The sequence below is a fragment of the Acinetobacter silvestris genome, assembly GCF_002135235.1.
In the GTDB taxonomy this organism is placed as follows: Bacteria; Pseudomonadota; Gammaproteobacteria; order Pseudomonadales; family Moraxellaceae; genus Acinetobacter; species Acinetobacter silvestris.
Genome location: NZ_NEGB01000001.1, coordinates 666,258 through 679,418 on the forward strand (window position 1 = coordinate 666,258; position 13,161 = coordinate 679,418).

The following is a 13,161-nucleotide window of genomic DNA, read 5'->3' on the forward strand; positions in this document are numbered from 1 at the left end:
ATTCATCAAATCCAATTGCACATTTTTGTAATATTTCGAGCATAATATCTTTCTAGAAAGGATTTTGAGAACCCCATGGCGAACAGTGCTTATCAAAAAATTTATCGACAATTTACCAAAAAGATTTTAGATAAAATTGTCAGTCCTCAAGTTTTAGGTGATACGCAAGCGCTTGAAAATACAATACATGATAATAAATCAAATGCGCTACCCATTTGCTATGTCATTCAAGATGATTCAACCTCAAATAAAGTTCTGATTGATAATGAAACTGAAAAAAGACAATTAAGCCCTGCATTTTCACCTTTAGTACTTGGTCATTATCAAGAAGATGATTCTTTTCTTACACTTGAAGCGACGAAATCCAATGCATCAGCTTATTATCCAGATAAGTTAATTCGCCTCGTTGAATATTTACTTAAACATCCTGAAAGTGATGTATTACTGGTTCCAGTGACAATTTTGTGGGGCCGTGCACCTAAAAATGAAGATAGCTGGTATAAAGCATTAATGGCTGATGCATGGACCAAACCAACTGGTATTAAACAAGCACTGAACATCACTTTATATGGTCGTGAAAATTATATTGAATTCCATCGCGCTGTTTCTTTGCGTGAACTCATTCAAGCTGCCACAGAAGTTGCACCAAATTTTGCACCGGCTCATTATGTGGTCACTGAGCTCAATAAATCCTTTGATCAATACAAAGAAGCTATTTTAGGCCCAGATTTATCAGATCGACGTAATGTAATTAACAAATTAATGATTACGGATACAATTAAAGAAGCCATTCTAAAAGAAAGTATTCATAAAAAAATTAGTGTTAATGAAGCGGAGAGTTTGGCGCATCATTACTTAGATGAAATTGTTTCAGACTTTTCTTATTCAACGTTACGCTTTGCTGAAATTGCACTAACCAAACTTTGGACCCAGTTATATGATGGGATTGAAGTACATAATTTTGATACCGTTCGGACACTCACCAAAGATTACGAAATTGTTTATACCCCTTGCCACCGTAGCCATATTGACTATCTATTATTGTCTTATGTGATTTATAACCGCGGATTAATGGTGCCGCACATTGCTGCTGGTATTAACTTAAATATGCCTGTGATTGGGCAATTAATGCGTGGTGCAGGTGCATATTTTATCCGCCGTAGTTTTAATGGTAATGCTTTATATGCCGCTGTATTTAAAGAATATATTTACAGTATGTTAAACCGTAATACTCCGCTTGAATATTTCATTGAAGGTGGGCGTTCACGGACGGGTTTATTACTCCCTGCAAAAAAAGGGATGTTAGCTATTACCATTCAAAGTTATTTACGGGGTAACAGTAAACCAATTGCTTTTATTCCGACGTATTTTGGTTATGAGAAGCTATTAGAAGGTTCATCCTATATCAAAGAATTAGGTGGGCAAAAGAAACAAGCTGAATCGTTATTTGGTCTTTTAAAATCATTACAAAAAATTGAAAAGGTTTTTGGTGTTGTACACGTTAATTTCGGTGAACCTGTCTTTTTAGATGATCTACTGCATAAAAATGCAGCACCGAAAAAAGTAAGTCTACAAGATGAAATGCCAACATCCGTTAAGGCGACTGTAAATGATGTTGCTGATGATATTCTTGAGAATATTAATAAAGCGGTGGTCATTAATCCTGTGAGTTTAATTTCGTTGGTTCTATTAAATGCACCCACTTATTCCTTGGCTGAGCGTGATGTATTACAACGCTTAATGCAATTCCGTCATTTACTACAACAGCATCACTATGATGATCGTATGCAGATTACGGAGTTATCGGATCAAGAAATTATTCAATACGCAATTAAACTTAAACAAATTGAGTTTATTGAACATGATAATGAACGCTGGATTAAAGTTGTAGATAAGCAAGAAGCATTACTCAAGTACTTCAGTAATAACATTCTACATACGTTTATGCTTCCAGCACTTATGTCAGATATTCTTAAAGAGCAGCTTGAACAAAGCACAACCATGCATAAAGAAGATTTTATGAGTACTATTGTTGAGCGCTATCCTGATATTCAGAATATGTTCTATTTAAAATGGTCAGCAGAAGAAATTTTGCCAGAAATTGATTTGATCTTGGCTTATTTTATTTCTGAAAAGTTAATTCAAATCAAAGAAGATCAGATGCATATTACTGAGACAGATGACGCTTTACGTTTATTATCCTCTTTGGCACATTTATATAAAGTAAATGCTCCGAAACAAGCCTAATTTTAGTTATGAATAAAAACTGAAATTAAACGATGAGTTATCTTTTTACGAGATAATCCTTAAAATAAAAAGGCGCTTCATTTAAATGGAGCGCCTTTTTAATAATGAAAACGACATTATCCTGAAAATTTGTATGGAATTCTTTTTCCGATAGTCATCTAAACATTTAATGGGTTAATTTTTAAATGCAATAAAACCATAATAATTCAATATTTGAGTAAATGTCGTGACAGATTTAAAGCCTGCTTGCTGATATATATTGCACATTTGTGGAATATCAATTAAGAAAAAGTCTTGTCCTAAACGATCCAGCATCGCTTGACTTTGCTTTTCACTAAGACCGATTGATTGTGTTAATCGTTTTAAGGCGAGCAGTTGTTGATGATTTGAAATTTGCATTAAATCATAACTTAAACATATTGCATTTTTGTTTAATGATTGTGCAATATCTTGAAAATATTGTTGTTTATATTCAAATGGAACAAAATGTGAAACTAAAATAGAAAGAGCAGCATCAAACGGTTGATCCAATGAATTTAAAATCGAGGTATCACCATGAATAAAAGTAATTCTCTGTTCTAAACCTAAATCTTCAATATGGCTTTTAGCCTTTTCCAACATGACCACGGCTGGATCAATCGCCGTAAATGTCCAATATGGAAATTGATCAGCTAAATACTGCAATTCATAACCAGTACCGCAACCTACGACCAGAATATGTGCCTGTTCTGAAACATAAGTTTTTAATAGGGCATGTACTTGTAGATGAATCAGCTCATAACCTGGAATGAGTTTACGGATATGTTCATCATAACCATCCACAATTTGTGGATTATTAAAATCTTTTGCCATAGGAACTCCTTTCCATATTATAAAATAAGTTACTAGCTAACTTATAGTAAGCTAGTAACTTTAATCATTGTCTTAAAGTTAAGCATGCATTTCGTTTGATAAATTTAATTCATCACGCATAAACTCTTGTAGCTTGAACTTTTGTGCTTTGCCTGATGCCGTCATAGGAAATTCATTAAAAAAACGCACATAGCGTGGAACTTTGTTATGTGAAATATGTTCTTTACAATACTGGCGAATATGTTCTTCTGTAACATCATGATGATCATGTAAAATAATACAAGCACATAGCTCCTCACCATAACGTGGATCAGGTAAACCGATTACTTGGACATCACTCACATCTGGATGAGTATATAAGAAGTCTTCAATTTCTTTTGGAAATAAATTTTCACCACCACGAATCACAACATCTTTCATACGACCTTTAATTTTAACAAAGTCATCATTGTCCATTTCTGCAATATCGCCAGTATGTATCCAATTTGCAATATCAATAGCCTCTTTCGTTTTTGCCTCATCTTCCCAATAGCCCAGCATCACTGAATAACCGCGCACACATAATTCACCTAATTTTCCACGTGGCACCACCTTGCCTTGTTCATCAATAATTTTCACTTCAAGATGTGGAAGTACGCGGCCGACCGTTCCCACGCGGCGTTCAATTGAATCTGTTGTTGAACTTTGTAGGCTGACTGGAGCGGTTTCTGTCATACCATAACAAATGATGATTTCATCCATGTGCATACGTTCAATCACACGCTGCATAATTTCACGTGGGCACGGGCTACCTGCCATAATGCCTGTGCGTAAGCTGCTTAAATCAAATTGCTCAAATTGATCATGCTCCAACATGGCAATAAACATGGTGGGCACACCATAAGCAGCCGTACATTTTTCTTGTTCAATGGCTTTTAAACTATCTAAAGGATTAAATACCCCCGAAGGATAAACCATAGTTGAACCATGAGTAATACAGGCTAGATTCCCCATTACCATGCCAAAACAATGAAATAAAGGTACTGAGATACACACTCGATCTTGTGGGGTTAAATGGATACCCTCACCAACAAAATAACCATTATTTAAAAGATTATTGTGGGTCAACATTGTGCCTTTGGGATTGCCCGTTGTGCCCGAGGTAAATTGAATATTAATGGGTTCGTCAAATTGTAATTCACTGGCAATCGCGTTTAATTGTTCCAGCTCTTTTGTCGTAGGTACAGAAAATAGATCTGCGAAACGATGCATACCCGCTTGTTCGACATCATCAATTTTAATGACATGTTTTAAATGCGGTACTTTTTCTGAATGTAAAACATAATCTGTTGTAAATGCCAATTCCGGTGCAATACGCATTAAAACGTCTTGATAATCTGAAGTTTTAAATTGGGATGCTATAATCAATCCCTTACAAGAGACTTTATTTAATACATATTCGAGTTCATTTTTTTTGTATGCTGGATTCAAATTCACCAAAATAATGCCGGCTTTAGAAGCAGCAAATTGTGCAATAGTCCATTCCACACAGTTGGGTGACCAAATGGCTAAACGATCCGCTTTTTGTAAACCCAAACGCAGTAAACTACAAGCAAAGGAATCTACTTTTGCATGTAGTTCTCGATAAGTTAGTCGCACATTTTGATGTACGCTGATGACTGCATCATGCTCAGCGTATTGCTGACATGCTTCATCAAACTTATCACCTATCGTCATACCGATTAGAGGTTTTTGACTTGTTCCACAGGCATAACTTAACCGTATTTGCGACATTGAATCATACTCCTTGATTCTTTTTAATTCTGATTTTCACATTTAATTTAATTGTTTTACCGCAACTATTTTTCCTAAATAGCCAATTTTTGTGTGTTTTTTATTTTTAACAAACCCTTATACTCCCTCCTGTCGTTTTACTGCATTGACACAAAAATCAGCAATTTGTTTAACAAAATAGTCTTTATATGACTCATCAAATATCACATTTCGAGATGGATTTAAAGGTTCAACCACCGCAAATGTCATAGCACCAACAACGCACAATGCAGCGGTATTTAAATCTTCAAAACTAAACTCACCGCTTGTTTTTCCTATGGCAAGAATTTCTGTCATGCTTTGTTTAATCAGTTGTTTACTATGAAACCGCTCATGTTCTAGTTCAGGATCAACTGGCTCAAACATAAGTGAATATGCAAGTTGCGAGCTATTCATAGCACGCCGTACAAACGTAGTTACCGCTTTATGCAATTTTTGGGTTGGGCTGAATTGTCCTTGGGCAATGTGATTCAAAATCTCCACTTCAAAAGTAATAGCCTCATTTAACACTTCAATAAGAACTTGGCTTTTGTTGTCGAAATAACGATAAACCAAACCACTCGAAACACCAGCTCGGTCTGCAATCGCTTGTATTTGCGCGTCTTTAAAACCACCCTGCGCAATGAGCTCACGTGCAGACTGTAAAATCATTTTACGATTTTTTTCCATTCTCTCCTGCATCAGAGAGGATCGTTTATAGCTCATATTTTGTATTCTCGAATAATTAAAATGAATTGTAAATCAATTTTTGAATTTTTATTCACTTTTATAAAAAAAAATTGTATGTTAGGGTCTAAGCACAACAAAAATGTTTTTGGTACAACAAATATAACTGACAGGATGACAGGAAAATGCACCTACAAAGTATTGATTTTGGTCTAGATGAAACATTAATTGCACTTCGTGATTCCGTTGCCGCATTTTGTGCAAAGGAAATTACTCCTATTGCAAAACAAGTCGATCAAGACAACTTGTTCCCACATCATCTATGGAAAAAATTTGGTGACATGGGTCTATTGGGCTTAACCGTAGGTGAAGAATATGGTGGAACCAATTTAGGCTACTTAGCACATATCATTACTATGCAGGAAATTTCGAGAGCATCTGCATCTATCGGCTTATCTTATGGTGCACATTCTAATCTCTGTGTTAATCAGATTAACCGTAATGGAAGTGAAGAGCAAAAACAGCGTTTCCTTCCAAAATTATTATCGGGTGATTTTGTCGGTGCTTTAGCGATGTCAGAACCGAATGCGGGTTCGGATGTGGTCAGCATGAAACTTAAAGCTGAAGAGAAAGGTGATCACTTTGTTTTAAATGGTTCAAAAATGTGGATCACCAATGGCGGTGATGCGGATGTTTTAGTGGTTTATGCCAAAACTGATCTGAATGCGGGTGCCAAAGGCATGACAGCTTTCATTGTTGAAAAAGGTATGAAAGGCTTCAGTCATGGCACCCACTTAGATAAACTCGGTATGCGCGGTTCAAATACTTATCCCCTATTCTTTGATAATGTTGAAGTGCCCAAAGAAAATGTTTTAGGTGGCGTAGGTAATGGCACTAAAGTGCTGATGAGTGGTTTAGATTATGAGCGTGCTGTGCTCAGTGCTGGTCCTCTTGGCATCATGGATGCTTGCTTAGATGTCGTCATTCCTTATATTCATGATCGTAAACAGTTTGGGCAAGCTTTAGGTGAGTTCCAATTGATGCAAGGCAAAATTGCCGATATGTATTCCACTTGGCTGGCTTGTAAAGCGCTGGTTTATGCTGTTGGTGCTGCATGTGATAAAGCAGATCAGCATGATCGTAGTCTACGTAAAGATGCCGCGAGTGCGATTTTGTATGCTGCTGAAAAAGCAACGTGGATGGCTGGAGAAGCTATTCAAACCCTGGGTGGTAATGGTTATATCAATGACTATGACACCGGTCGTCTATGGCGAGATGCAAAACTTTATGAAATTGGTGCAGGCACATCTGAAATTCGCCGTATGTTAATTGGTCGCGAATTATTTAATGAAACCAAATAATTAGCCTAATTTAAAATTGCATGACAATAATTATGAGCATCGCAATTGAATATAGCAGTCCAATACAAGGATGTTCTAAATGAATCAGTTACACAGTAAAATCAATATTCGAAGTGATGATTTTAAAAACAACCAAGCGGCAATGCAAAATTTAGTCAATGATTTAAAACAGATGACGACAAAAATTGCTCTTGGTGGTGATGAAAAAGCCCGTGAAAAACATTTAGCGCGTGGCAAACTTTTACCGCGTGAACGTATTGATCAACTGATTGATACAGGCACTGCATTTCTAGAAATTGGGCAAATTGCGGCTTATAAAGTCTATGCAGACGATGTACCTGCTGCGGGTGTAGTCGCTGGTGTCGGTCAAGTACAAGGCGTGACTTGTATGATTGTCGCTAACGATGCCACAGTTAAAGGTGGAACGTATTATCCATTGACGGTTAAAAAGCATTTACGTGCCCAAGAAATTGCGGAACAAAATCATTTACCGTGTATTTATTTGGTCGATTCAGGTGGCGCTTTCTTGCCGATGCAAGATGAAGTTTTTCCAGATCGAGAGCATTTTGGTCGTATTTTTTACAACCAAGCGCGGATGTCGAGCATGGGAATTGCTCAAATTGCCGTTGTAATGGGAAGTTGTACCGCTGGCGGTGCTTATGTTCCAGCAATGTCTGATGAAACGATTATCGTTCGAAATCAAGGTACGATTTTCCTTGGTGGCCCACCGTTGGTGAAAGCCGCAACGGGTGAAATTGTTTCATCTGAAGACTTAGGTGGCGGTGATGTGCATACTCGCCTATCTGGCGTTGCTGATCATTTGGCGGTAAATGATGAACATGCGATTTTAATCGCCCGTAATATCGTTAAAAATTTAAATAAGAAACCGAATCAGTCTTATTGTGAAATTGAAGCCCCATTATTCGATGCTAAAGAGCTGTATGGCATTATCCCGAGTGATGCACGTCAACCTTTCGATATTCGTGAAGTCATTGCTCGTGTTGTAGATGGTTCACGCTTAGATGAATTTAAAGCCCGTTTTGGTACGACTTTAATTACTGGTTTTGCATCGATTTATGGTATGCCAGTCGGCATTATTGCCAATAATGGCATTCTATTCTCAGAATCTGCGCAGAAAGGTGCACATTTTATTGAACTGTGTACGCAACGAAATATTCCGTTGTTGTTCTTACAGAACATCACTGGTTTTATGGTTGGTCGTCAGTATGAGAATGAAGGTATTGCCAAAAACGGTGCAAAATTGGTTATGGCAGTTGCAACAGCTAATGTTCCCAAAATCACCATGGTCATTGGCGGATCATTTGGTGCAGGAAATTATGGGATGTGTGGACGTGCCTACTCGCCTCGTTTCCTGTGGACTTGGCCAAATTCACGTATTTCAGTGATGGGCGGTGAACAAGCAGCCAGTGTACTTTCCACGCTAAAACGTGACCAAATTGAAAGCCAAGGTGCTGAATGGTCTGCACAAGAAGAGGATCAATTTAAACAGCCTATTCGTGATCAGTACGAACTTCAAGGACATCCATATTATGCTTCGGCACGTTTATGGGATGATGGTGTGATTGATCCTGCACAATCACGTCATGTTTTAGGACTAAGCCTCGCTGCGGCTATGAATGCACCAATTATTCCCACTAAATTTGGCGTATTTCGCATGTAAGAGGTATGCAATGGATTTTCAATTTTTACAACTAGAACAGAACCAACAAGTCGCAACGGTTTGGTTAAATCGTCCTGAATTACATAATGCCTTTAATCCCCAAGTGATTGAAGAACTACACCAATGCTTTCAATATCTCAATACACGTGAAGATATTCGTGTAGTCATACTTGCAGGTCGTGGTAAAAGTTTTTCTGCAGGTGCAGACCTGAATTGGATGAAATTTGCTGGACAAGCTTCCAAAGCAGAAAATGAAGCGGATGCCCTAAAATTGGCAAAAATGTTACAAAGCTTAGCAATGTTAAAACAACCGACCATTGCACGTGTACAAGGCATTGCCTTTGGTGGCGGAATGGGCTTGGCCTCAGCGTGTGATATGTGTGTAGCAAGTACTGATGCCAAATTTGCAACCTCAGAAGTCCGTTTAGGTCTCGCACCATCGACCATTAGTCCGTATGTGATTCGTGCCATTGGTGCACGTCAGGCTTCACGTTATTTCTTAACCGCAGAACGCATTTCAGCCGAGAAAGCCCAAGCCATCAGTTTGGTTCATGAAATTGCACCACCCGATCAACTTGATCAAAAAGTTGATGAAATTATTCAAGCTTTATTACTTGGTGGTCCCGAAGCTCAGGCAGCATCAAAACAGCTGATTCAGATGGTCAATCAATCTGTTTTAACTGAAGAATTACTGGTTCAAACTGCACAACACATCGCACATGTCCGCCAAGGAACCGAGGCGAAAAATGGCTTAACTGCTTTTTTAACGAAGCAAAGCCCAGCATGGATTAAAACAGTAGAATAACGATAAGGAATGAGACAATGTTTGAAAAGATTTTAATTGCAAACCGAGGTGAAATTGCTTGTCGTGTAATTCGTACTGCAAAAAAACTAGGCATTGCCACCGTTGCTGTTTATTCTGATGCAGATGTAAATTCACAGCATGTCAAGCAAGCGGATGAAGCCATCTATATTGGTGAATCCCCAGCCTCACAAAGTTATTTACAGATAGACCGTATTATTCAAGCTGCGTTAGATACGGGTGCACAAGCAATTCATCCAGGTTATGGTTTTTTGTCTGAAAATGATCAATTTGCATTAGCTTGTCAAAAAAATAATATTGTCTTTATTGGTCCTCCAGTTGCTGCCATTTTAGCAATGGGATTGAAAGCGACATCGAAGGCACTGATGGAAAAAGCAGGTGTACCGCTTACTCCTGGTTATCATGGTCACAATCAGAATGCGGATTTTCTAAAACAACAAGCGGATGCTATCGGTTATCCAGTTCTGATCAAAGCCAGTGCTGGTGGTGGTGGTAAAGGCATGCGCTTGGTTGAATGTGAAACTGAGTTTTTAACTGCACTTTCTTCATGTAAAAATGAAGCAAAATCGAGTTTTGGCAATGATGAAGTTTTAGTTGAACGCTATGTCATCAATCCTCGACATATTGAAGTGCAAGTCTTTGGTGATACACATGGCAATTATGTGCATTTATTTGAGCGTGATTGTTCAGTACAACGCCGTCATCAGAAAGTACTTGAAGAAGCTCCTGCTCCACTCATGTTAGAAACCAAATTGGCGGCTATGCGCCAAGCAGCACTTGATGCTGCTCGTGCGGTTAATTATGTTGGTGCGGGTACAGTTGAATTTATTGTCGAGCAAGATGGGACTGCTTATTTCATGGAAATGAATACCCGTCTGCAAGTTGAACATCCAGTGACTGAAATGATTACTGGGCAAGACTTGGTTGAATGGCAACTGCGTGTGGCATTTGGTGAGCCATTACCGAAATTACAACATGAATTACACATTCATGGCCATGCGATTGAAGCCCGTATTTATGCTGAGGAACCTGAGAAAGGATTTATGCCTGCAATTGGTCAAATCAGTTATTTACATTACCCTACGCAAAATCAAAATGTTCGTGTTGATAGTGGAATTGTACAAGGTGATGAAATTAGCACCTATTATGATCCAATGATCGCTAAGCTCATTGTTTGGGGTGAAAATCGTGAAGCTGCGTTGGTACAAATGCATCATGCACTTGAACATTTTCATGTGGAAGGTGTAGGTAATAATATTGCCTTTCTAGACCGTATTATTCGCTGTGATTCATTTAAAAAGGCACAACTAGATACCAATCTCATTCAACGTGAAGATGAATTTTTATTTAAAAACATTCAAAAGGCTGACACCAATTTAATTCTTGCTGCGGCATTGACTGAACTACTGATTCGTTTTAACCAGAATAAAATGGCGAATAATCCAGTTTGGCAAGCTGAAGTATTATGGCGTTTGAATATTCAAACCAATTACCCAGTTAAGTTTAAATTGAATAATCAAGACATTCAGGTCAACTTGAGTGCCAATGGCAATACTTTTATCGCTGAATACCAAGGACAGCAATATTCCATTTCAGGCCAGTTAGTTGATCAAAACACCATAAAAATGGATATTGTAGGGACAAAGCAAAAGCTGACTTTTAGCCAAAGTGAAAATGCGCTTACTTTATTTTCAAATGCTCAGAATTTTAAATTTGAATATATACATGCAAATTTTAAGACTGATGATACGGATTTAAATGAAAGTAATTTAAAAGCACCTATGCCGGGCGTAATTACTAAAATCCTGATTTCTGCCAATGAAAAAGTTAAAAAAGATGATGTTTTACTCACACTTGAAGCAATGAAAATGGAGTATTCAATCCGTGCCCCACGTGATGGTTTCATTACCTCATCTTATTTTCAAGTAGGTGATCAAGTGAAAGCTGGTGATGAATTAGTGGAATTTCAAGCTTTAACGGAAGAAGTTGCATGAATGAATTCGTCAAAATTGTGGAGGTCGGCCCACGGGATGGCTTGCAAAATGAAAAGACCCCTTTAAATTTAGAACAGCGTAAAGCGCTTATTTTAGATTTAATGCGTACAGGTTTAAAGAGTATAGAGGTTGGTTCTTGTGTATCAGCCAAATGGGTTCCGCAAATGGCGCAGAGTGATGAGCTTTATGCGCAATTACCCAAAATGGATGGCATTGGGTTAAGCCTACTGACTCCTAACATCAAAGGCTTTGAAGCGGCGCTCGCCGTTGGCTGTAAAGAAGTCGCCGTATTTACCGCAGCTTCTGAGAGTTTTACACGTAAAAATATCAATTGTTCTATTGATGAGAGCTTTGAAAAGTTTGCGGATGTAATTGCTGCTGCTCAAGCACATGATATCAAAGTACGTGGCTATGTCTCCTGTATCGTTGATTGTCCTTATGAAGGTGCCATTGATCCTCAGCAAGTGGCCAAAGTCAGCAAGCGTTTATATGACATGGGCTGTTATGAAATTTCTTTGGGTGAAACCATTGGTACGGCAACCCCTGATCGCGTTAAAAATGTTTGGAATGCATGTCTAGCTGAATTAGACAGTAAAGTGCTTGCTGGACATTTTCATAATACCTTTGGCATGGCGATCGCCAATATTTATCAATCATTAGAACAAGGCATTCGTGTATTTGATTCATCCATTTCTGGTCTCGGCGGCTGTCCTTACGCTAAAGGCGCTTCGGGCAATATTTCTACTGAAGATTTATATTATCTACTGTCTAAAATGGGTTTTGAGACTGGGATAGATTTAGATGCGCTCATGCAGGCCAGTCACAATATTAGTCAGGTTTTAAATCGTCAAAATCCATCCAATTTCGCCACTGCTTATTGGCAAAACCAACGTGATTAATCATCAAAACTGATATTTAGATAACTTGACAGATTAAACACTTTTCAAGTAATTTTAAAATAAGCTAAAAATACAGCATACGATAAACACAAGATATTTAATAAAAACACGGAGGTCTAAAATGCCAAATAAGGTTTATGAGAGCGCGCAAGCCGCATTAAAAGATATTGTCAAAGATGGACAAATACTTGCGGTGGGTGGCTTTGGTTTATGTGGCATTCCAGAACAGTTGATTAGTGCATTAAAAAACACTGGTGTAAAAAATTTAACCTGTATTTCAAATAATGCAGGGGTTGATGGCTTAGGTTTAGGCCAATTACTCGTCACTAAACAAATTAAAAAAATGATTTCATCCTATGTCGGTGAAAACAAAGAATTTGAACGGCAATATCTGAGTGGTGAACTTGAAGTTGAACTTACTCCCCAAGGTACTTTAGCTGAAAAATTACGTTCAGGTGGTGCAGGTATTCCCGCTTTTTATACTCAAGCCGGTGTCGGAACACTGATTGCTGAAGGTAAAGAGGTTCGTGTTTTCAATGGTAAAGAATACATTTTAGAAGAAACCTTAGTTTCAGATATTTCTTTAGTGAAGGCCTACAAAGCGGATAAAGCAGGAAATTTATTTTTTAGAAAAACTGCTCGTAACTTTAACCCTGATTGTGCAATGGCGGGTCGAATTACCATTGCTGAAGTGGAGCAGCTGGTCGAAATTGGTGAATTAGAACCCGATGATATTCATTTATCTGGCATCTATATTGATCGTATTGTTCTCAATCCAAATCCAGAAAAACATATTGAACATATGACACTGAAAACTGAGGGATAA

General features: G+C 38.0%; 10 protein-coding genes. 7 read left to right on the forward strand and 3 right to left on the reverse strand.

From position 1 onward, the window contains the following. Positions 1 to 75: 75 nt before the first annotated feature. Positions 76 to 2,247: a glycerol-3-phosphate 1-O-acyltransferase PlsB gene (plsB, locus tag B9T28_RS03165; RefSeq protein ID WP_086202481.1), complete on the forward strand. Its 2,172-nt coding sequence runs from the start codon at positions 76 to 78 to the stop codon at positions 2,245 to 2,247. Between the two features lie 174 nt (positions 2,248 to 2,421). On the opposite strand, the gene B9T28_RS03170 is transcribed toward plsB, so the two are convergent. The 3 genes from B9T28_RS03170 to B9T28_RS03180 form a co-directional block, all read right to left on the reverse strand. After that, positions 2,422 to 3,099 carry a class I SAM-dependent methyltransferase gene (locus B9T28_RS03170; RefSeq protein ID WP_086202482.1) on the reverse strand — a complete coding sequence of 226 codons (678 nt, stop codon included), beginning with the start codon at positions 3,097 to 3,099 and terminating at the stop codon, positions 2,422 to 2,424. Positions 3,100 to 3,177: 78 nt separating this feature from the next. Beyond that, positions 3,178 to 4,872, reverse strand: coding sequence for an AMP-binding protein (locus tag B9T28_RS03175; RefSeq protein WP_086202483.1), 1,695 nt, complete (start codon positions 4,870 to 4,872; stop codon positions 3,178 to 3,180). Positions 4,873 to 4,989: 117 nt separating this feature from the next. Further along, the gene (locus B9T28_RS03180) at positions 4,990 to 5,616 is read right to left on the reverse strand and encodes a TetR/AcrR family transcriptional regulator (protein ID WP_086202484.1); all 627 of its coding nucleotides are present in this window, start codon (positions 5,614 to 5,616) and stop codon (positions 4,990 to 4,992) included. Positions 5,617 to 5,762: 146 nt separating this feature from the next. Between B9T28_RS03180 and B9T28_RS03185 the strand changes: the two genes are divergently transcribed. The 6 genes from B9T28_RS03185 (at position 5,763) to B9T28_RS03210 (ending at position 13,161) form a co-directional block, all read left to right on the forward strand. Further along, a complete protein-coding gene (locus B9T28_RS03185) occupies positions 5,763 to 6,938 on the forward strand; it encodes an isovaleryl-CoA dehydrogenase (RefSeq protein WP_086202485.1) in 1,176 nt (391 codons plus the stop codon). 79 nt (positions 6,939 to 7,017) lie between these two features. Continuing rightward, positions 7,018 to 8,619, forward strand: a complete 1,602-nt coding sequence (locus B9T28_RS03190) for a carboxyl transferase domain-containing protein (protein ID WP_086202486.1) — start codon at positions 7,018 to 7,020, stop codon at positions 8,617 to 8,619. 10 nt (positions 8,620 to 8,629) lie between these two features. Continuing rightward, complete coding sequence (locus B9T28_RS03195; RefSeq protein ID WP_086202487.1) at positions 8,630 to 9,424, forward strand: enoyl-CoA hydratase/isomerase family protein; 795 nt, start codon at positions 8,630 to 8,632, stop codon at positions 9,422 to 9,424. A gap of 17 nt (positions 9,425 to 9,441) precedes the next feature. Then, the gene (locus B9T28_RS03200; RefSeq protein WP_086202488.1) at positions 9,442 to 11,436 is read left to right on the forward strand and encodes an acetyl/propionyl/methylcrotonyl-CoA carboxylase subunit alpha; all 1,995 of its coding nucleotides are present in this window, start codon (positions 9,442 to 9,444) and stop codon (positions 11,434 to 11,436) included. Next, positions 11,433 to 12,335: a hydroxymethylglutaryl-CoA lyase gene (locus tag B9T28_RS03205; protein WP_086202489.1), complete on the forward strand. Its 903-nt coding sequence runs from the start codon at positions 11,433 to 11,435 to the stop codon at positions 12,333 to 12,335. The genes B9T28_RS03200 and B9T28_RS03205 overlap by 4 nt, the downstream gene beginning before the upstream one ends. A 121-nt stretch (positions 12,336 to 12,456) precedes the next feature. After that, a complete protein-coding gene (locus tag B9T28_RS03210) occupies positions 12,457 to 13,161 on the forward strand; it encodes a CoA transferase subunit A (RefSeq protein ID WP_086202490.1) in 705 nt (234 codons plus the stop codon).

Excerpts from the sequence above, each read along its gene's own strand:
- plsB (WP_086202481.1), top strand. The coding sequence starts at position 76 with ATGGCGAACAGTGCTTATCAAAAAATTTATCGACAATTTACCAAAAAG.
- B9T28_RS03170 (WP_086202482.1), bottom strand. The coding sequence starts at position 3,099 with ATGGCAAAAGATTTTAATAATCCACAAATTGTGGATGGTTATGATGAA.
- B9T28_RS03175 (WP_086202483.1), bottom strand. The coding sequence starts at position 4,872 with ATGTCGCAAATACGGTTAAGTTATGCCTGTGGAACAAGTCAAAAACCT.
- B9T28_RS03180 (WP_086202484.1), bottom strand. The coding sequence starts at position 5,616 with ATGAGCTATAAACGATCCTCTCTGATGCAGGAGAGAATGGAAAAAAAT.
- B9T28_RS03185 (WP_086202485.1), top strand. The coding sequence starts at position 5,763 with ATGCACCTACAAAGTATTGATTTTGGTCTAGATGAAACATTAATTGCA.
- B9T28_RS03190 (WP_086202486.1), top strand. The coding sequence starts at position 7,018 with ATGAATCAGTTACACAGTAAAATCAATATTCGAAGTGATGATTTTAAA.
- B9T28_RS03195 (WP_086202487.1), top strand. The coding sequence starts at position 8,630 with ATGGATTTTCAATTTTTACAACTAGAACAGAACCAACAAGTCGCAACG.
- B9T28_RS03200 (WP_086202488.1), top strand. The coding sequence starts at position 9,442 with ATGTTTGAAAAGATTTTAATTGCAAACCGAGGTGAAATTGCTTGTCGT.
- B9T28_RS03205 (WP_086202489.1), top strand. The coding sequence starts at position 11,433 with ATGAATGAATTCGTCAAAATTGTGGAGGTCGGCCCACGGGATGGCTTG.
- B9T28_RS03210 (WP_086202490.1), top strand. The coding sequence starts at position 12,457 with ATGCCAAATAAGGTTTATGAGAGCGCGCAAGCCGCATTAAAAGATATT.